Annotated in this window: 23 protein-coding genes and 2 tRNA genes; 20 read left to right on the plus strand and 5 right to left on the minus strand. The window is 37.0% G+C overall.

Annotation, left to right across the window (positions count from 1 at the left end; translation table 11 throughout):
- A complete protein-coding gene (locus PHT16_01015; GenBank protein ID MDD5721013.1) occupies positions 1-1050 on the minus strand; it encodes a Fic family protein in 1050 nt (349 codons plus the stop codon).
- An 87-nt stretch (positions 1051-1137) separates the two neighbouring features.
- Between PHT16_01015 and PHT16_01020 the strand changes: the two genes are divergently transcribed.
- The 9 genes from PHT16_01020 to PHT16_01060 all read left to right on the plus strand — a co-directional run bounded on the left by PHT16_01020 (position 1138) and on the right by PHT16_01060 (position 7342).
- Positions 1138-1779 carry a DUF1361 domain-containing protein gene (locus tag PHT16_01020; protein MDD5721014.1) on the plus strand — a complete coding sequence of 214 codons (642 nt, stop codon included), beginning with the start codon at positions 1138-1140 and terminating at the stop codon, positions 1777-1779.
- Positions 1779-2543, plus strand: a complete 765-nt coding sequence (locus PHT16_01025) for an RluA family pseudouridine synthase (GenBank protein MDD5721015.1) — start codon at positions 1779-1781, stop codon at positions 2541-2543. The genes PHT16_01020 and PHT16_01025 overlap by 1 nt, the downstream gene beginning before the upstream one ends.
- Before the next feature lie 84 nt (positions 2544-2627).
- Positions 2628-4331, plus strand: coding sequence for a hypothetical protein (locus tag PHT16_01030; protein ID MDD5721016.1), 1704 nt, complete (start codon positions 2628-2630; stop codon positions 4329-4331).
- Positions 4332-4430: 99 nt separating this feature from the next.
- Positions 4431-4841: a 50S ribosomal protein L19 gene (gene rplS / locus PHT16_01035; protein MDD5721017.1), complete on the plus strand. Its 411-nt coding sequence runs from the start codon at positions 4431-4433 to the stop codon at positions 4839-4841.
- Positions 4842-4885: 44 nt separating this feature from the next.
- Positions 4886-4969, plus strand: a tRNA-Leu gene (locus PHT16_01040).
- 104 nt (positions 4970-5073) lie between these two features.
- The gene (locus PHT16_01045; GenBank protein MDD5721018.1) at positions 5074-5595 is read left to right on the plus strand and encodes a hypothetical protein; all 522 of its coding nucleotides are present in this window, start codon (positions 5074-5076) and stop codon (positions 5593-5595) included.
- Positions 5596-5599: 4 nt separating this feature from the next.
- Positions 5600-5670, plus strand: a tRNA-His gene (locus PHT16_01050).
- 5 nt (positions 5671-5675) lie between these two features.
- Positions 5676-6950 (plus strand): MFS transporter, encoded by a 1275-nt coding sequence (locus PHT16_01055; GenBank protein ID MDD5721019.1) that lies wholly within the window; start codon positions 5676-5678, stop codon positions 6948-6950.
- Positions 6951-6955: 5 nt separating this feature from the next.
- Positions 6956-7342: a hypothetical protein gene (locus tag PHT16_01060; protein MDD5721020.1), complete on the plus strand. Its 387-nt coding sequence runs from the start codon at positions 6956-6958 to the stop codon at positions 7340-7342.
- Here PHT16_01060 and PHT16_01065 read toward each other — a convergent pair.
- On the minus strand, positions 7335-7793 hold the full coding sequence (locus tag PHT16_01065) for a hypothetical protein (protein MDD5721021.1): 459 nt from the start codon (positions 7791-7793) through the stop codon (positions 7335-7337). The genes PHT16_01060 and PHT16_01065 overlap by 8 nt on opposite strands.
- A 1-nt stretch (position 7794) precedes the next feature.
- Here PHT16_01065 and PHT16_01070 point away from each other — a divergent pair, with 1 nt between their 5' ends.
- Entirely contained in the window at positions 7795-8373 is a 579-nt protein-coding gene (locus tag PHT16_01070; GenBank protein MDD5721022.1) for a Sua5/YciO/YrdC/YwlC family protein, read from the plus strand.
- A 37-nt stretch (positions 8374-8410) separates the two neighbouring features.
- Here the strand turns inward: PHT16_01070 and PHT16_01075 are convergent, their stop codons facing one another.
- Positions 8411-9769, minus strand: coding sequence for a divalent metal cation transporter (locus PHT16_01075; GenBank protein MDD5721023.1), 1359 nt, complete (start codon positions 9767-9769; stop codon positions 8411-8413).
- A 209-nt stretch (positions 9770-9978) separates the two neighbouring features.
- Here PHT16_01075 and murB point away from each other — a divergent pair, with 209 nt between their 5' ends.
- The 10 genes from murB (at position 9979) to PHT16_01125 (ending at position 16615) form a co-directional block, all read left to right on the plus strand.
- A complete protein-coding gene (murB, locus tag PHT16_01080) occupies positions 9979-10992 on the plus strand; it encodes a UDP-N-acetylmuramate dehydrogenase (GenBank protein MDD5721024.1) in 1014 nt (337 codons plus the stop codon).
- Positions 10993-11047: 55 nt separating this feature from the next.
- Positions 11048-11650: a hypothetical protein gene (locus tag PHT16_01085; protein ID MDD5721025.1), complete on the plus strand. Its 603-nt coding sequence runs from the start codon at positions 11048-11050 to the stop codon at positions 11648-11650.
- Between the two features lie 3 nt (positions 11651-11653).
- Positions 11654-12391: a nucleotidyl transferase AbiEii/AbiGii toxin family protein gene (locus PHT16_01090; protein ID MDD5721026.1), complete on the plus strand. Its 738-nt coding sequence runs from the start codon at positions 11654-11656 to the stop codon at positions 12389-12391.
- A 394-nt stretch (positions 12392-12785) separates the two neighbouring features.
- Positions 12786-13280: an FKBP-type peptidyl-prolyl cis-trans isomerase gene (locus PHT16_01095; GenBank protein ID MDD5721027.1), complete on the plus strand. Its 495-nt coding sequence runs from the start codon at positions 12786-12788 to the stop codon at positions 13278-13280.
- 4 nt (positions 13281-13284) lie between these two features.
- Entirely contained in the window at positions 13285-14118 is an 834-nt protein-coding gene (locus PHT16_01100; GenBank protein MDD5721028.1) for an SIMPL domain-containing protein, read from the plus strand.
- Positions 14119-14259: 141 nt separating this feature from the next.
- Positions 14260-14445, plus strand: coding sequence for a preprotein translocase subunit SecE (gene secE / locus PHT16_01105; GenBank protein MDD5721029.1), 186 nt, complete (start codon positions 14260-14262; stop codon positions 14443-14445).
- 76 nt (positions 14446-14521) lie between these two features.
- Positions 14522-15067: a transcription termination/antitermination protein NusG gene (nusG, locus tag PHT16_01110; GenBank protein ID MDD5721030.1), complete on the plus strand. Its 546-nt coding sequence runs from the start codon at positions 14522-14524 to the stop codon at positions 15065-15067.
- 124 nt (positions 15068-15191) lie between these two features.
- Positions 15192-15614, plus strand: a complete 423-nt coding sequence (rplK, locus tag PHT16_01115; GenBank protein ID MDD5721031.1) for a 50S ribosomal protein L11 — start codon at positions 15192-15194, stop codon at positions 15612-15614.
- 168 nt (positions 15615-15782) lie between these two features.
- Positions 15783-16289, plus strand: a complete 507-nt coding sequence (locus tag PHT16_01120) for a cytidine/deoxycytidylate deaminase family protein (protein MDD5721032.1) — start codon at positions 15783-15785, stop codon at positions 16287-16289.
- Positions 16286-16615 (plus strand): hypothetical protein, encoded by a 330-nt coding sequence (locus PHT16_01125; GenBank protein ID MDD5721033.1) that lies wholly within the window; start codon positions 16286-16288, stop codon positions 16613-16615. The genes PHT16_01120 and PHT16_01125 overlap by 4 nt, the downstream gene beginning before the upstream one ends.
- 3 nt (positions 16616-16618) lie before the next feature.
- Here PHT16_01125 and PHT16_01130 read toward each other — a convergent pair whose 3' ends face one another.
- Complete coding sequence (locus PHT16_01130; GenBank protein MDD5721034.1) at positions 16619-17110, minus strand: dihydrofolate reductase; 492 nt, start codon at positions 17108-17110, stop codon at positions 16619-16621.
- Positions 17111-17112: 2 nt separating this feature from the next.
- Complete coding sequence (thyA, locus tag PHT16_01135; GenBank protein MDD5721035.1) at positions 17113-17985, minus strand: thymidylate synthase; 873 nt, start codon at positions 17983-17985, stop codon at positions 17113-17115.
- Positions 17986-18122: the final 137 nt, after the last annotated feature.

Consider the following 18122-nt stretch of genomic DNA (forward strand, 5'->3'; position numbering starts at 1 on the left):
TTACTTCTTTCTATACCTCGTCGTCCTCCCTTGTCCGATGCGTTCCACTTTTTTCAAACGCAAAAGAGTGTCGATTGCTTGTGATACAGTTGGTCTCGCTACTTTTGTGTTCTTTGAAATTTCTCCCGGGGTTGCTTCAGAAACTTTTTCAAGATATTCCCAAACCAAAAGCTGTTTTGGAGATAAAAGTTTTTCAATATTTTCTTTTGACAATAATTCAATTGCTTGCTTTGCCTGAGTGAGTAGAACATTAAAAAAGAATTCAAGCCATGGCTCAATATTTGCATTGTTAGATTTTAAAGTTTTCTGACTTTTGCGAAGAGCGATATAGTACTCAGCTTTGTTGTCTTCAATTAATTTCTCATGCGAGACATAAGGCATATACGCGTAGCCAGCCTGAAGCATCATTAAATTTGTTAGTACTCTGGAAAGTCTGCCGTTGCCATCTTGGAATGGGTGAATATTTAAAAATTCAATTAAAAAATTAGCAACAATAAGCAGTGGGTGGATTTCTTTTTGAATAAAAGATTCTTTTGTCCATTCCACTAACTCCTGCATTTCCTTTGGCGTAAGCCAAGCAGGCGTAGTATCAAATAACACGCCGACGGATTCACCAGCCTCGTTTATCATTTCAACCCTATTCTCTGTTTTTTTGTATTCGCCTCTGTGAAGCTTATCCTTCTCTACATACTTCAAAAGTTCTTTATGCAGATGCTGAATACTACTTTCCGAAAATGGTATTTTGTTATAAGAATTGAAAACATTATTCAGCAGTTCGTAATATCCTTGCACCTCCTGCTTGTCCCGATCAGCGAATTTTTGCATAGAAAGTCCGCGCATCATTTTTTCAACATCTTCGTCTGAAAGTTTTGCTCCTTCAATACGAGTTGATGCGCCAGCCGAAGTAATTAAAACCGAGCGTTTCAATCTTCCGAGCGCCTGCGGATTTATCTCCGCTCCACCAATCCATCTTCCTTTTAACTCATCAATTTGGTTGATGATTGTCCATAGACTTTGTGGTATATTTTGAATACGTTTATTGTAATTCATATATTAATTAATCTAATGTATTAACTATATGAGATTATATTAGATTAGTTTAATAAAAGCAAGTTTTTTATAATTTTTTAGCACAATATGAAAATCAGAAAAATAACTCAAATACTCATCGTGGTGTCGGTTATCGCTATTATTTTTATCCTTTTTCGTTTGGATTTGTCGGGAGTAGAAACTCCTGGTTATTTGATCTGGAATCTTTTTTTAGCTTGGATACCTTACATAATTTCTTCGTATTTTATTAAAAAGGAAACATCAATAAGTATTTTTATACCATTGTTTATTTTCTGGCTTTTGTTTTTCCCAAATGCTCCATATTTAGTGACTGATGTTACGCACATAGTCTCGAGTCCTGCGTCCTTCGTGTGGTATGACAGCTTGCTCTTCTTTTTCTTCGGATGGGTCGGTTTGCTTTTGGGAATGGTTTCTCTTTATCGTATTCATCAATATTTCAAAAATCATTTAAGCAATTTTATTTCTGAACTGATAATTTTTGTTATTTGTTTTGTTTCGAGTTTCGGAGTGTATTTGGGAAGATTCGAAAGATGGAATAGCTGGGATCTTTTTTTAAACCCATTTAATTTAATTAAGCAGTCAGTTAATATTTCAGCTGACCTCATTAATGCAGGCGCCCCATTAATTTTTGTCGGCATATTTACTATATTCATGTACTCAGTTTATAAAACAGTATATATTCTGATTGCAGATAACTCTGAATTATAATGCCAGCAATAACAAATTCAAAAATAAAAGTTTTATACGAGGATGCAAATATCCTGGCCATAGACAAACCGTCTGGAATTTTGGTGCACCCTGACGAAAGAAGTAAAGAGAAAACAATTTTAGATTTATTTATAAAAAAATATCTGAAATTAGAGATAGTGCATAGACTTGATAGAGAGACTTCCGGAGTTCTCTTGTTGGCTAAAAATAAAAAAGCTCACGAATTTCTAAAAAAACAATTTCAAAATCGGGAGATAAAAAAAGTTTATCATGCTATCGTTTCCGGCAATGTAAAAAATGAGAGGGGGATAATAAATAAGCCAATCGGGCGAAGCCCGAAAGATTTTCGCCGTTATTCGGCTGGCAGAGGAGCCCGGGGAGAGATGCGAGAAGCGATAACCCAGTATAGGGTTTTGAAACGTTTTGTTGCTAAGGCGAAGCTTCAAGAAATTTTACATCCCCGAGGGTCCCACTCCGCAGGAGAAGGGCGCAGGGGTGGAAAATTACTTGAAGCGAAGCCACAAAGATTTACCTATCTGGAAATAAGACCAAAAACTGGCCGGACGCATCAGATCAGGGTGCATATGAAATATTTGAATCATCCCATTGTGTGCGATTCGCTTTATAATCCTGATAATCCTTGCCCGAAAGGCATTTTTCGAGTGGCCCTGCATGCCAAATCCATAGAATTTAAGAACTTAAAAGGGGAAACTATAAAAGTGGAATCCGCAATTCCAAAAGAGTTTGAGAAGGTGGTAAAATGAATCTAAGAAATACTTTCTCACCCCAACCCCTCTCCATAAATTGATTTATGGAGAGGGGAAAGCAAGGGGAGAGGTGAATTAATTATGAATCAAGAAACTAAATCCTGCCAAAATTGCCAAAAAGATTTCACGATAGAGCCAGAAGATTTTAATTTCTATGGAAAGATAAAAGTTCCATCGCCCTCTTGGTGTCCAGAATGCCGAATAGTACGTAGATTTGCTATTCACAATACTTGGAGTTTGTTTTGGCGAAATTGTGAAAAGTGTGGGATTAAAACTCTATCAACTTTTGAACCGGAAACAAAAATCACAACTTACTGCCAACCTTGCTGGTGGGGAGATTCTTGGGATGGCACAGAGTATGCTATGGACTACGATCCATCGCGTCCGTTTTTGGAACAATTAAAAGAGTTGAGTAACAAAACGCCGTATGCTGCGCTTGAAACAGCTTATTTAACATTAAAAAATTCTGATTATTCAAATGATATTGCCTGGAGTAAAGATTGTTATTTAGTTTTCTGGGCTGATTATTGTGATACAGTTTTTTACTCTTCTTTATTAAATGGTTTGAAATATAGTGCAGATTGTATTAGGGGATATGAATCAGAATTATGTTATGAGTCTATAGGTTTTACGAAAAATTATAGAACTTTTTTTTCCGATGAATGTGATACCTGTGTGGATGTATGGTTTTCGCGTAATTGTTACGGTTGCACCAATTGCATCGGATGTGTGAACCTTCGTGGAGCTTCTAATTATATTTTTAATGTAAAATATTCTAAAGAAGAATATGCGGAAAAATTAAAAGAACTCAGTCTAGATTCTTGGAGTAAATTACGCGAGCTTGAAAAAAGAGCGCATGAATTTTGGCTGACTTTACCATATAGAGAATATGATGGCCATTCTTTAAATTTAAATGTAACAGGAGAACATGTGTATACATCTAAAAATTCTAAAGAGGTATATGTTGTAAATGGTGCAGAAAATTGTAAATGGACTCAGTTTATAACAGTTCCTACTGCAAAAGATTGCATGGACTACTCTGGCTGGGGTAACAATTCTTCTCTTATTTATGAATCTGCCACTGTAGGAGAGAACGCGAATTCAATTTATTTTTGTTATGGCTGTTGGCCGGATTCTCTTAATCTTCAATATTGTTCTTGGAATATATCCGGCAAAAATAATTTTGGCTGTTTTAATCTAAAGAGAAAGCAATATTGCATCCTAAATAAACAATATTCCAAAGAAGAATACGAGAAACTGAAAAATGAAATTATCGCAGATATGAAAATAAATCCGTATATAGATAAACTGGGACGCAAATATTATTATGGAGAATTTTTTCCATCCGAGTTAAGTAAATTTTCTTATAATAAATCAAATGCCATACGTTTTTTCCCAAAGACAAAAGAGCAAGCGACCCGTGAAGGGTTTAACTGGAGTGATAGAGAAAATATCGTATATAATATTTCTAAACCAGCAAATTCTTTACCGGAAAAAATTGCGAATACAGGAGAAGATATCTTAAACGAAGTTATTGAATGTGAAAATTGTGGGAATGGATATAGGGTAGTTCAGGGTGAATATGATTTATTGCGTAAAATGAATTTACCTATCCCGCATGAATGTCCCAAATGCCGTGAAATTAAACGATTTGCCAGAATGAATAAACCAAAGTTGCATCACCGAAATTGTATGAAATGCGGTGTAAATATTTATACCCCTTATTCTCCCGAAAGTCCTAATATTGTGTATTGCGTGAAGTGTTATCAGCAAGAATTTGCTTAAAGAGGTTGTTTATGTTAGATTAAATCGACTACTTGTCCCGTTAGAAAATCAGCGGACTGGTAAGAAGTAGTAAGTTTATTATTTAAATTTTTTAATGGGATGGCAGGAAATAAAATCAATAAAATAAAATTCACTCCGGTAGATATCGAAGAGCGAAAGAAGCTTAATTTCAAGGCTGGAGATACTGTTTCTGTTTCGTCAAAGATTATAGATGAAAAAGGCAAGTCTCGTTTTCAAGTTTTTGAGGGTATCGTGCTTGCTAGAAAACATGGCACTGAAGCGGGTGCTACTTTTACCGTCAGAAAGGTTTCTTCTGGTGTTGGAGTAGAAAGAATTTTTCCGTTATATTCTCCAATGATAGGGGAAATCAAAATAACTAAAAGGTCTCGCGCTCGCAGGTCAAAACTTTACTATATCCGTACCAAGGCAGTCAAAGATGTTCGCAAAAAAATGCGTTCCATCGCTCATTCAGAGGAAGCAAACGATGCAGTAGAAAAAGTTGCAGAATAAATTTTTGTTTAATTTTTATTAATCTATTGTTATACTCATAATATGCCCAGGTGGCGAAACTGGTAGACGTACTACCTTGAGGTGGTAGCGCCCGCAAGGGCATGGGAGTTCAAATCTCCCCCTGGGCACAAAAGAAATATTAAAGAATCTCTTTAAGTGGCAAGAACACTTGTGAAAAATATCCACAAGTGTTCTTGTTTACCTTGTCTTTCTTTTTTGGTATAATGTACTTATGCCAATAGTTAAATGCAAATTATGTTCAAAAGAATTTTATGGTAAACCATTTTTTCTAAAGAATGGTTGGGCTAAGTATTGTTCTACCGCATGTCAGTACAAAGCTAGACGAAGTGGAAAATTTTTACCCTGCGAGATTTGTGGAGAAAAGACCTATAAACAGTTAAAAAGACTAAAAAAATCTAAAAGTGGTAAATTCTTTTGTAGCAAGTCTTGCCAAACAGTGTGGAGAAATCAAGAATTCATAGGAATTAAACATCATAATTGGAAAACTGGGTTATCTGCTTACAGAAGCGTATTGGCGAGAAATAAGATTCCTAAATTTTGCAATTTATGTAGAACAAAAGATGAAAGAGTTCTTTCTACCCATCATATTGATAAGAATAGAAACAATAATCATGTATCAAATCTTGCATGGCTTTGTAACAATTGTCATTTTTTAGTTCACCATTATAAAGATGAATCCTTGAAATTTAAAAAAAATCTGTCAGTATATAGAATACGAGGTAAATCCTCATAACATGGTGCCCGTAGTTTAGTGGTAAAACTTCGGCTTGTGGAGCCGATATCGAGAGTTCAATTCTCTCCGGGCACCCATTAATGAAAAATAAAATCAGAAATACCTTTCTTTCGCTTAGAATAAGAAATTACAGATTGTATTTTATTGGTCAGGCAATTTCTTTGTCTGGTACATGGATACAGACAATCGCTCAGGGTTGGCTTGTATTACAACTAACACATTCAGGTACTCAGCTTGGAATTGTGTACACTTTTCAATTTTTACCGATTCTTATTTTGGGTCCCTGGGGCGGGTTGGTTGCTGATAGATTTTCAAAAAGAAAGATTCTCTATTTAACCCAAGGTATTTTTGGTGTTTTGGCTTTAGTATTAGGTATTCTTGTTTTGACTCATAGTATCCAAATTTATATGGTTTATATATTCGCCTTAATCCTTGGATTAGTCAATGTTATAAACAGCCCAACATTACATACCTTTATTCCAGAGATGGTAGGAAAGGAGAATTTACAAAATGCAGTTTCTTTAAATGTAATGGAGTCTAATTTAGCTCGTGCTATTGGGCCAGCCTTAGCTGGAATTTTAATTTTATCTGTTGGAATCGGTTGGTGTTTCATTTTTAATGCAATCTCCTTCATTGCCGTAATTATTGCTTTTTCCATTATGAAGGAAAAGGAGTTACATTTAACTTTTAGAGCTCAAAATAAAAGTGGGCAATTAATGGAGGGTTTGCGTTATGTGCGATCTAACCCAATTCTTTTTAACACACTTCTAATGATGGCGATTATTGGTACTTTGTCGTATGAATTTGCCACTTCGCTGCCATTAATCGCTCAATATACTTTTCATGGCGATGCTGGAAGTTATGCATTTTTGCAAACTTTTATAGGAATTGGATCTGCTGTAGGTGGCTTGCTGGCAGCCAGCAGAAAAAAAATATCCTCTAATATGATTGTTGTGTCGGCCATGGGGTTAGGCGTATCTTTAACAATTGCCGCATTTATGCCAAATATTTTTCTTATGATTTTAGTTATGTTTATTGTCGGCATATTTTCTATTAATTATATTTCTTTAAGTAATACAACTTTACAAACGGAAAGCAGACCAGAAATGCGGGGTCGAGTAATGGCACTTTGGACAGTGGCCTTTCTTGGATCCACGTCAATCGGTGGACCAATCATTGGTTGGATTGGAGAACACATAGGTCCACGTTACGGGTTAGCCGTAGGAGGAGTAGCCGCAATTATCGCTGCTTTTATTGGAAAAATTAAAATTGCACGCAATAATGAAACACATATTGTTTCTAGTGAAACAAAAATATTAGAAGAAGAAGTCGGCGAACAAATGAACTTAAAATAATTAAAATGAAAAAAATTCTTTCAATATTTGCTTCTGCTTTTATTCTGAATGTAATTTGGGAGAATTTGCATTCTGTTTTTTATGCAAATTATATGGGTGGAAAAATCACGGAGATTATACTTTTGCGAGCCAGTTTAGCTGATGCCCTTATTGTCGCAATCATTACCTTGCCATTTATTTTTTATTCTCCACTCAAAAATAAAAGTTGGCTGATAATTTTTATCGGAATAATAATTTCCATTTTTATAGAATATTGGGGACTTGGAACAGGCAGGTGGGCGTACAATTCCCTCATGCCTATTATTCCTGTTTTAGGAACGGGATTAACTCCGACCGTTCAGCTTGGCTTGCTTGGGTACGTTTCATTCAAAATAGCAGAGTATCTTAATTAATTTTTTTTTTCACTTCACCATCTATATGGTCCAGCTTTTTCTCTAATCTAGAGAGTGTATTTTGTAAGTTTTTGAGCTGAACTTCTTCTGTTTGAATTTCTTTTTCTTCCTTTTTAATTTCACCCTCTTCTTTTTTTGTAATTTTTTCTTCACCGATAAGGCCGGAGATGATAAGACGGTTTCCGATGAATTCATAGACAAGCAAGCCTGTTACTAAAAGAATAATAATTCCCAAAAGAAGAGAAAGAGTGCTGCTCATGCTCATGTCGTCTGCAGTGTGCCAGATTCCGCGCCAAAGAAGTACTACGCCGATACTTCCAATAAACGCATAAATAATGGGATAACGACTCAAAAATGCCCTTATTTTATTTTCTGTATTTTCGCAAAAATCTAAAAATCTTTTTATCATTGTATTGTATAAATAATACACTAAGAGTAGAATTATTTCCATAATGATTTGGAATAACCCTAATTTAATAAAAGTTCTAAAAGATGGTGGGGTGGCAGTGATGCCGACTGATACTATATATGGAATAGTCGGAAGGGCGCAAAACCTCGCGACAGTTGAGCATATTTACGCCTTGCGCAAAAGAAGCCCCAATAAGCCTTGCATTATATTAATTGGAAATATTAACGAACTGGAAAAGTTTTCCATTTCTTTATCACAACAGCAACAAAGCAAACTAAAAGAAAGTTTGTTTAATTTAAGCGGAATCGAAGGATCCGAACCTTTGAGTATTGTTTTAGATTGCCCGGATGATGCTTTTGCATTTTTGCATCGAGGAACGAATACTCTTGCATTTAGAGTTCCTCTTAATGAAGAACTTAGAAATTTGTTGATCCAAACAGGTCCACTTATCGCTCCCTCGGCAAACATAGAAGATATGCCTCCTGTGCAAAATATCGATGAAGCAAAAAAATATTTTGGCAACTCAGTTAATCTGTATGTGGATGGAGGCGCTATTGCAGGCAAAGCATCCAAGGTGATCAGATTAAATAAAGATGGAACAGTGACTGTTGTCAGAGAATGACAACAACTCCATGGCAAGACCTATGGGGTAGAGTAAATTATAAAAACGAAACGAGTAGCGCTATGGCAAATACGCCCATTAATACAAAAGCGGCCCAGAGTCCAAGCTTTGAGGCTAGACCGCTTTTATGCTCGCCCATTACATCATTTCGGCTAGAAAGTCTTGTAATAAAATAAATTAGAGGGACTGCTGCGACTCCGTTGAATACGGCGGTAAAGATAAGCGCCTTGATAGGATCAAAACCTATAAAATTAAAAACCAGACCAATCAAGGTGCCGACAATAATCACAAAATAAAAATTGCGCGATTGTTTGAATTTGCGGAACAGTCCTTCTCGCCAGCTAAAGGTCTCAGCCACTGCGTAGGCAGAACTTCCCGCCAACACCGGTATGCTCTGAAGACCGATGCCAATTATTCCGATGGAAAAAATAAGCTTCGCCAGAAAGCCAGCGTTTGGAAATGTGTGTACTAATGGTTCAAGAGCGCGGGCGGCATCAGCAGCCGTATTAATATTCGTCACTCCATTTTGATTGAGCACGAGAGCTCCCACTACGATGATAAACCATGCAGTGACGTTGGAAAAAAGCATACCTACGGCATTATCAATACGCAGATTTTTTAAATAAGATTTTGTTAATTTAGGAATGCCACCGCTTTGGGGCATTTTATGTTTAGCGATACTGTCCTCGACAACGTTGCTCGTCTGCCAGAAGAATAAATAAGGCGAGATAGTTGTGCCAAAAATTCCGACTATGATGTACAGAAAAGATCTATTGAATTGGACCTGGGGGATGAGAGTAGATTTTAATACATCAACCCAAGGTACGGCAATTAAAAATGCTGTAATGAAATAGGCAAATAATGCCATTGCCAGCCATTTTAAAATACGAATATACGTGCGATAAGGAATAAGCACTTCTAATAATATTATAAGGATAGCAAAACCAACCGCTAAAACAGAAAATGGAATAATCGGAATAATAAGCCGAGTGCTGGCTGCCATTGCTCCGATGTCTGAACCGATATTGAGAGTATTAGCGCACACCACGAGCAATACGATCGGATACAATACTATTTTGGGATAACGTTCACGGACCACGGCCGCCAATCCTTTGCCGGTGACGGCTCCTATGCGCATGCAAGCTTCTTGCACGGCGGTCATAAGCGGAAGAGTGAAAAGCATAGTCCAGGGCAAGGAGAACCCGAATTGCGCTCCCGCTTGGGAATATGTAGCGATTCCAGACGGATCGTCATCGGCTGCTCCTGTGACAATCCCTGGACCGAGGATTCTTAAAAATCTCCCGAATGGTTTCGGAGTTTTTCTTTTTTTCCTTGTTTTATCTGGTACGGCACTTTGTTCTGTGTCAGCGATTAATTCATCAGGAAATTTAACCATATATGAAGTATAGCGAATTTTTTTCTTTTGGTATACCCCCACACTTATTGTTGATTTAATAAGTGTGGGGGTATAGCATAGAAGTGATGGATCCCGTTAGAAGCCGCGATCGCAATTTAAAAACAAACAAAATATGAAATCAAATATTTGGGAAATTAATAATATAAAACATAAGATACGTGAGTTGATCGCGATCTGCTTCTAACGGGATGGAAATTTTAAAGAACTACAATCTTTCTAAGTTAAACACCCTCGGTATCAACGTCGAGGCGAAATTTTTCGTCGAAGTGCAATCTGAAAAAGATCTGAAAGAACTTTTTGTTTTGCCCGAATTTAAAAATAATAAGAAAATGTTCCTCGGGGGAGGGAGCAATGTTTTATTTACCAAAGATTTTGACGGAATGGTGGTTTTAAATAAATTAAGAGGCATAGAAATCACGGAAGAAGATTCTGAAAATGTTTATATTCGCGGAGCGGGCGGAGAACTTTGGCATGATTTGGTAATGTTTGCTGTCAATCATGGATATTGGGGCATAGAAAATTTATCATTCATTCCTGGGACTGTCGGTGCTGCGCCGGTACAAAACATAGGAGCATATGGACTAGAGCTCAAGGATGTGCTTTTTAACGTTGAAACTTTTGAAATTGAAACAGGAATAAAAAGGATTTTTAGCAAAGAAGAGTGCAAGTTGGGATACCGGGACAGTGTTTTTAAAAATAAATTAAAAAATAAATATTTTATTTCAGCTATTACTTTAAAATTAAGCAAAAAAGAAAAGCGAAACATAAAATATAAAATTTTGTCAGATTTTTTAGAAAAAAATAAAATAGAAATTAAGAGCCCAAAAGATATTAGCGATGCTGTGATGTGTATACGCCAAAGCAAATTACCAGACCCAAAAATTATAGGCAATGCCGGGAGTTTTTTTAAAAATGTTTTTGTGGGGAAAGAACAGCTGCAAGTTTTGCAAATAAGTTATCCGGAAATCCCTCATTTTGAAAATAATGGAATTATAAAAATTCCTGCTGCTTGGTTGGTTGAACAGTGCGGATGGAAAGGACACAGAGTGGGGAATGTCGGGGTGCATGAAAAGCAAGCACTAGTTTTAGTAAATTACGGAGAGGTGAAAGGTTTAGAGATTTTGGAGTTAGCAAACAAAATAATTGCATCCGTAAAAGAAAAATTCGGACTGGATTTAGTGCCCGAAGTTAATATTGTGTAAGTGGCGCTATTTTGAAAACAGTTGCCTTTTTATATAATTGTATTATACTGTACATATGAGTACAGGTAAAAATGATAAAGTTGCAAGAAAAAGCGGTTATTTAGGTCGTTTTGCGCAATTAGCCGGGTTGGGTATGGTAATTTTTCACGCTGGCGATCTGGCTAATTTATGGCAGATAAAGAACAAAAATACTTTGCATACCACTTTAAAACGTTACACCCGGGCCGGATTATTGACGCGAGTTTATCGAGGCCTGTATTCCTTAAAGCCGGTTGAGAAACTGGAGCCAGCGCTTTTGGGCGCAAAGGCTTTGCATAGATATGCATACATGAGTGCGGAAACGGTCTTGGCACAAGAAGGGATTATCCAGCAAAAAATCAATCGGATTACCCTTGTGAGTTCAGTGTCAAAGAAATTTTCCATAAACGGACAGAATTTCCATTCCCGGAAATTAGCTGACCGGTTTCTATATAATCCGGCCGGCATAATTGAAAAAGATGGAGTGAAAAGGGCGATGGCAGAAAGAGCGGTGGCGGATATGCTATATTTCAATCCCAAGACTCATTTCGACGCGGAAGGTTTGATAAATTGGCGCAAGGTCAAGGAGATACAGGAGACTATCGGCTATTCGCCAACCTTTAAGCATTACCGGAAATAATTTATGATTTTACCCAATACCAAAGACACCATCCACAAAGCCTGGCTTTACAGGTTGCTTTCGGGAATTTACGACGAGCCTCAACTCGCTGGGTTTTTGTATTTCAAGGGCGGAACTTGTGCGGCGATGCTCGGGTATCTTGATCGTTTTTCGGTGGATTTGGATTTTGATTTTACCGGTAAAAAGGAAGATGTTCCGATGGTTCAAAAAAAACTGGAAAAAGTTTTCAGAAAGCTCGGCATGGAAATAAAAGACCGAAGCAAAAACGTTCCGCAATATTTTTTGAAATATCCCGCTAAAGATCATGAGCGAAACACGATAAAATTGGATGTTACTTTTCCTCCGCCCTTGGCCAACAAATATGAACCCAAGGAATTTGCTGATATTGACAGGATCATTACTTGCCAGACTATCGAAACGATGTTTGCCAATAAATTGGTGGCGCTTATCGACCGTTATGAGAAAAACGAGTCCATCGCCGGGCGCGACCTGTATGACATCCATCATTTTTTCTTTCAAGGCTTCACTTATGACAAGGAAGTGATTGAGGAAAGAAGGAAAAAGTCTGTCGCGGAGTTTTTTAGGGAGCTAGCGGATTTTATCGAGAAAAACATCACTGAAACGATTATCAACCAGGACTTGAATTCTTTGCTCGCACCTGATCAATTCCAAAAAATTAGAAAGATATTGAAGCGGGAAACACTGATGTTTCTGCGGGACGAAATAAAAAGGAGTAGTTGATTATTTTTTAGTGGAGCGGGTTGAGCGTGATATAATATCTGCAAGGAGTTCCTTCTACATTGCATTATGTTTGTACAAATAGTTTTACACATTGCACATTATGACTTCCGACTCGGAGTCATGATATTATTAAAATATGAAAACCCGACCCAACCCGCGACCCCACTTCATTGTATTTCTTTTACATGGCATCAAGAGATTAACTACCTCGCTAAACAATCCCAACATTTTCAAACCAGCCCTATTGTTACTTTGCTCGGATGGGGTAGTGGGGGAGAAGACGAAGGGGAGGATGAATGGGGATATTTAAAGTGCGTTGGACAAGACTCTAACTTGCTTAGCTTGATTACTTGTTGTTATAATTAAATTATTAAAAATCTAATTAATCTTAATTATGAATACAGAGAAAAAAAATATGAATATAGTTTTGGCAGTGGTGATTTGTTTAGCTTTGGTGGGAGTTTTAATTTTTATCAGCCTTAAAAATAAAGAAAATATGCCTTTGAATAATGACGTAAACAATATTGTTAATGATGTTTCTGACAATACTACTCCAACTATTCCATCTGAGGATTCTGTTTCAGTGGGAGAAGTAGCGAAAAATGGAGACACAGTTTCTGTAAATTATACCGGCCGTTTAGAAAACGGTACAGTTTTTGATTCAAATGTCGATCCGAAATTTAACCACGTACAGTCTTTCAATTTCACTTTGGGTTCCGGACAAGTTATCCCTGGTTGGGAAAAAGGAATTGTCGGAATGAAAGTGGGAGAGAAAAAAATCCTTACTATACCTCCAGCGGATGCTTATGGGGCAACTGGTGTCGGAGGAGTTATCCCGCCGAATGCGACCCTTATTTTTGATGTCGAATTACTAGCGATTAAAAAATAAATATATGGAAATATCGCCAGAACAAAAAGTAAAATTATATAACGGATTAAAGATCGCGCTTATTGTTTTCTTGGCTGTTGTGGTCGCAAATGCTTTGTTTGATTGTAGAGGCGATAGAGACGAAGATAAAACACCTAACACTATATCTTTTTCTGGGCACGGGGAAGTCACAGCGGTGCCTGATATAGCGAATATTTATTTTACGATTAGCCAAGATGCAAAAACAGTGAAAGATGCTCAAACGGCAGTGGCAACCATAGAGAAAAAAGCCTTAGATTTATTGAAAGCAAAAGGGGTGGCAGACAAAGATATTCAGACCGCGAATGCATCCTTTAATCCTAAGTATCAATATCAAAATGCTGTTTGCCCTCCTGTTCCTGTGGGTGCCGGCACAGCCGGGATTGCAGTTGGCTCAACTTCTCCTTCTTATTGTCCTCCTGGCAGGCAAGTGCTTGTCGGCTATACAGCAAACGAAAGTATTACGGTAAAAATTAGAAATATCGATTCTGTCGGTGATATTATGCAAGGACTAGGGACAACAGGCGTTTCTGATTTGAACGGCCCTAATTTCGCAATTGATAAAGAAGATTCTTTAAAAGCAGAAGCAAGGAAAAAAGCTATTGATGACGCCAAAGCAAAAGCAAAAGTGTTGGCAAAAGATTTAGGAGTACGTTTGGGAAAAATTACTTCTTTCAGTGAAAATGGAAATACTCCGATTATGTATACCGCGAGCGCTATGATGAAAGATAGTGCGGGGGCAGCTCCGGCACCGGCAGTGATTCCAAAAGGGGAGAACACCATCAGCTCGGATGTGACTATAACTTACGAAATAAGGTAGAAAGACCTCACCCCAGCCCTCTCCTTGTTAAGGAGAGGGGGGTTCATTTGACTATTTGAGCAAAAAGAGTATTATTAAGAAAGCCCTTGAAAGGGGGCTTTTTTAAAATAATTTAAAAATCCGCTATAGGCGGGGAAGTATATGTCAAAAATCACTGAATACTTAGAAGAAACAAAAACAGAATTAAAACATGTTATCTGGCCATCTAGGAATCAAACTTTATATTATACGCTCTTAGTTATTGTTTTATCCGTGGTGATTGCCTATTATTTAGGTTTTTTTGATTTTATTTTCTCCCAAGTCTTACAAAAAATAATTACCCCTTAAGAACACTTGTCCCGTAGTAAATTCAGCAAATGGGACATAGTCGATAAATATTATTAATTAAAATTTTACTACTGGGATGGCTAAACAAGAAACGCTAGGAACAAGAAATTGGTACGCAATACATACTTATGCCGGATACGAGAACGTTGTTCTTCGTAATTTGAAACAGCGCATAGACTCTCTCGGGATGAATGATAAAATTTTTAACGTGATTGTCCCAGTTGAAAAGAAAATAAAAATCAAAGCCGGCAAGCGAGTAGAAGTGGAAGAAAAAATTTATCCCGGATATGTGTTGGTGGATATGATTGTGACGGATGATTCTTGGTATGTGGTGCGCAATACGCCTAGGGTGACTGGCTTTGTCGGCGCAGGAGTCAACCCCGTTCCATTAAAAAAAGAAGAGGTTGATTACTTATTCAAAAAGATGGATGCTGGAACTGCCAGGCACAACATTGATATGGTTGTGGGCGAGACGGTTCGCATTACCGATGGCCCATTTAAGGATCTGGAAGGCAAGGTAAACAATATTGATCAAGATCGCGGAAAAGTGAAAGTGCTCGTTTCGATGTTCGGTCGCGAGACGCCAGTAGAGCTAGATTTTCTACAGGTAAAAAAGATATAAAATTGTACTTGTCCCGTAACGGCTTTGCCTAATTTTTGATTAAATAAAAATTAGAAAAATAGACAAAAAAGGGAAAATAGTATAGATTAACAATATTAATTATAAATAAAATTTTAGTACTGGGATGGCAAAGAAAATAACAAAAAAAATTAAATTACAAATTGCGGCCGCCAAAGCGACTCCTGCGCCACCTTTGGGACCTGCGCTTGGTCAGGCTGGTATTAACATTGGAGACTTTGTTACTAAATTTAATGCTGCCACGCAAAAAATGGCTGGAGATAAGGTTTCTGTGAAGATCACTGTCTACGAAGATCGTAGTTATGATTTCGTTGTCAAAACTCCGCCTGTAACAGGACTTATCTTAAAAGCTGCCGGGATAGAAAAGGGTTCAGGTAAAAATGCTACTGCAAAAGTAGGTAAAATAACAAAAAAACAAGCAGGTGAAATTGCTGAAAAGAAAATGGCAGATTTAAATGCGAAAGATATAGAGGGAGCAATTCGCATCGTTGCCGGCTCCGCTCGAAGTATGGGGGTAGAAGTAATTTAAATTACTTCTACCGGCCGGAGCGCGACGGCGCGAGGCGTGCCCAGACAATTTTTCAGCAGAAAAATATGTGTGGGTAGAAGTGAAAGACTAAACAAATTTTTAAAATAAAAAAGCTGCCCCGACATAGGTCGGGGTGGCTTTTTTTGTATTTGGTAGTATATTAGATAAATGAAAAAGGCAGTTAAAAAAACCATAAAAGATAAGCGTCCGTCTTGGGATGAATATTTTATGAAAATTGCAGAGGTTGTCGCAACAAGATCCAATTGTATTAGTCCAGCCAAAGGATCCGTGATTGTAATAGATAAAAAAATTATTTCTACAGGATATAATGGTACACCCACTAATGTAAAAAACTGCATTGATGGTGGTTGTGTACGTTGCATTAATGTTTATAAAGGCAAAATACCATCAGGAACATACAATTATGATAAAAATAGTAAAAGTGAATGTGTATGTTGTCACGGGGAAGAAAATGCAATTGTACATGCTGCAAAGCATGGAATTAGTACCAAGGGAGCAACATTGTATACATCCTTTGCGCCATGCTCATGGTGTGCAAAGATGATTATTAATGCTGGAATAATTAGGATAGTTGCCAAAGAAGATTACCCAACCGGACTTTCTGTAGATATTTTAGAACAAGCAAAAGTTACACTTGATCGTATTAAATTATGATAGATCTAAAAGAATTACAAAAAGAGGTAATAAGAAACAAGATTGAGCATGGATTCAATACGACGGATATTGCGCAAGAATTTTGCCGAGCTTACGAAGAGCTTTCTGAAGCTTTTTCCAAGCATAATAAAAATCTTCCCGGTGTGGCGGAAGAATTTGCCGATGTGATGATTTTTATTCTAGGTATGTGCGAAACGATGAATTTTGATTTAGAGAAAGAATTATTAAGAAAAATTGAAATAAATAAAAAGAGAAAGTATAGAAAAGAAAAATCCCCAGAAGGCAAAGACGTTTTTATACGAATTAAAACAGACGAAGACCCATAAAATTTATTGGAATTTTTCGTAAATTGAAAAAGTGTAGGGATAAATATTTTTTTCATCTGCTTCATGTTCAATGTGCGAGACTTCATTCCAAACAATTGGAATAATTTCAGGGAAAAATGCATCTGCGTCTTTATCTTCTGCATCTATGTGGGTAATATAAAGTTTATCTGCGATAGGCATAGTTTGTCTGTATAATTCTGCGCCACCAATGATAAAAATTTCCTCATTTTGATCCGGGAATAAATCCAAAGCTTCGTTTAGAGAGTATGCGAGTTCGACGCCCTCTTTTTTATAATTCACATTGCGAGTGATCACTATATTTCTTCTGTTGGGCAGGGGATGTCCTATGGATTCAAAAGTCTTGCGTCCCATTATTACTGGATGAAGCGTGGTTGTTTCCTTGAAATGTTTCATATCGACAGGTAAATGCCAAAGCAAAGTATTGCTTTTACCTAGTTCATTATTTTTACCAATAGCGGCGATTAAAGAAATCATAATTATATTGCTATCTCAAAAGGAATTCTGCCATAACTTTGATAATTTAGAACTTTGGTGTCTTCAGCTTTCCAATCGAAAATAGATTTCCAATTTTCTGTCTCTATTTTTGGTAATGAATATTTTTGCGGGTCTCGAGAAAGTTGTTCTTTTGCACCCTCCACATGGTTTTCAAAAAGATGAACATCTGCTAAAAATCCAACAAGTTTTCCTTCTTTTAACCCTGCTTCTTTAGCAATAAGATGAAGTAGTAAAGCATAGCTTGCAATGTTGAATGGAAGACCGAGCATGGTATCAACTGAACGCTGATTCCACATTAAATTTAATTTCCCATTAATAGTGGTGACTTGAAAAGAATAATGACAAGGGGGAAGCCCCATTTTTTCTAGCTGAAGAGGATTCCACGCATTCACAATCATTCGGCGATCTCTTGGATTTGTTTTTAATATTTCTATAAGTCTTTTTAATTGATCTACCCCCTTGCCTGTGTAATCAGTATCATAATTTTCATATTTAGCATTAAAATGTCTCCATTGAAATCCATAAATCGGTCCTAGGTCTCTTTCTTCTAGCATTCTTTTTTTAGAAGCTTCATCGTGTCCATAGGGTGCTTTCTTAGGGGAAGCCCATTCATCCCAGATATGATTATTTTTATCTAACAGCCATTTTTTGTCCGTGATCCCTTTTATAAAAAATTCTAATTCAGTAGAAATAAGGCGAAAAGGCATTTTTTTTGTTGTTAATAAAGGAAATCCTTTTGACATATCGTGTTCAAAAAAAGTTCCGGCTATTGTATATGCAGGAGTGCCTTGGCGAGTGTCCACTTTTTCTCCATTTTCTAAAACATTCTTTACTATATCTAAGTAGGCTTTCATATTTTTAGTATAACATACCCCGCACCAGACCTAGGGGATTCCCCTAGGTCTGGTGCGGGGAGAGTAAAACATTGACAAAATAATACAGAAATGCTATTCTAAAAACATCATTCTCATCTATTTACATATTGGGAGTG

Source organism: Candidatus Paceibacterota bacterium, from assembly GCA_028718635.1.
In the GTDB taxonomy this organism is placed as follows: Bacteria; Patescibacteriota; Minisyncoccia; order Phycocordibacterales; family UBA9973; genus UBA9973.

What these genes read in the sequence shown, in the direction of transcription:
- PHT16_01020 (MDD5721014.1), top strand. Translation starts at nt 1,138, where the DNA reads ATGAAAATCAGAAAAATAACTCAAATACTCATCGTGGTGTCGGTTATC.
- PHT16_01060 (MDD5721020.1), top strand. Translation starts at nt 6,956, where the DNA reads ATGAAAAAAATTCTTTCAATATTTGCTTCTGCTTTTATTCTGAATGTA.
- thyA (MDD5721035.1), bottom strand. Translation starts at nt 17,985, where the DNA reads ATGAAAGCCTACTTAGATATAGTAAAGAATGTTTTAGAAAATGGAGAA.
- PHT16_01030 (MDD5721016.1), top strand. Translation starts at nt 2,628, where the DNA reads ATGAATCAAGAAACTAAATCCTGCCAAAATTGCCAAAAAGATTTCACG.
- PHT16_01120 (MDD5721032.1), top strand. Translation starts at nt 15,783, where the DNA reads ATGAAAAAGGCAGTTAAAAAAACCATAAAAGATAAGCGTCCGTCTTGG.
- PHT16_01095 (MDD5721027.1), top strand. Translation starts at nt 12,786, where the DNA reads ATGAATACAGAGAAAAAAAATATGAATATAGTTTTGGCAGTGGTGATT.
- nusG (MDD5721030.1), top strand. Translation starts at nt 14,522, where the DNA reads ATGGCTAAACAAGAAACGCTAGGAACAAGAAATTGGTACGCAATACAT.
- rplK (MDD5721031.1), top strand. Translation starts at nt 15,192, where the DNA reads ATGGCAAAGAAAATAACAAAAAAAATTAAATTACAAATTGCGGCCGCC.
- PHT16_01015 (MDD5721013.1), bottom strand. Translation starts at nt 1,050, where the DNA reads ATGAATTACAATAAACGTATTCAAAATATACCACAAAGTCTATGGACA.
- PHT16_01045 (MDD5721018.1), top strand. Translation starts at nt 5,074, where the DNA reads ATGCCAATAGTTAAATGCAAATTATGTTCAAAAGAATTTTATGGTAAA.
- secE (MDD5721029.1), top strand. Translation starts at nt 14,260, where the DNA reads ATGTCAAAAATCACTGAATACTTAGAAGAAACAAAAACAGAATTAAAA.
- PHT16_01070 (MDD5721022.1), top strand. Translation starts at nt 7,795, where the DNA reads ATGATTTGGAATAACCCTAATTTAATAAAAGTTCTAAAAGATGGTGGG.
- PHT16_01100 (MDD5721028.1), top strand. Translation starts at nt 13,285, where the DNA reads ATGGAAATATCGCCAGAACAAAAAGTAAAATTATATAACGGATTAAAG.
- PHT16_01085 (MDD5721025.1), top strand. Translation starts at nt 11,048, where the DNA reads ATGAGTACAGGTAAAAATGATAAAGTTGCAAGAAAAAGCGGTTATTTA.
- PHT16_01025 (MDD5721015.1), top strand. Translation starts at nt 1,779, where the DNA reads ATGCCAGCAATAACAAATTCAAAAATAAAAGTTTTATACGAGGATGCA.
- PHT16_01125 (MDD5721033.1), top strand. Translation starts at nt 16,286, where the DNA reads ATGATAGATCTAAAAGAATTACAAAAAGAGGTAATAAGAAACAAGATT.
- PHT16_01130 (MDD5721034.1), bottom strand. Translation starts at nt 17,110, where the DNA reads ATGATTTCTTTAATCGCCGCTATTGGTAAAAATAATGAACTAGGTAAA.
- rplS (MDD5721017.1), top strand. Translation starts at nt 4,431, where the DNA reads ATGGCAGGAAATAAAATCAATAAAATAAAATTCACTCCGGTAGATATC.
- PHT16_01065 (MDD5721021.1), bottom strand. Translation starts at nt 7,793, where the DNA reads ATGGAAATAATTCTACTCTTAGTGTATTATTTATACAATACAATGATA.
- PHT16_01090 (MDD5721026.1), top strand. Translation starts at nt 11,654, where the DNA reads ATGATTTTACCCAATACCAAAGACACCATCCACAAAGCCTGGCTTTAC.
- PHT16_01075 (MDD5721023.1), bottom strand. Translation starts at nt 9,769, where the DNA reads ATGGTTAAATTTCCTGATGAATTAATCGCTGACACAGAACAAAGTGCC.
- PHT16_01055 (MDD5721019.1), top strand. Translation starts at nt 5,676, where the DNA reads ATGAAAAATAAAATCAGAAATACCTTTCTTTCGCTTAGAATAAGAAAT.
- murB (MDD5721024.1), top strand. Translation starts at nt 9,979, where the DNA reads ATGGAAATTTTAAAGAACTACAATCTTTCTAAGTTAAACACCCTCGGT.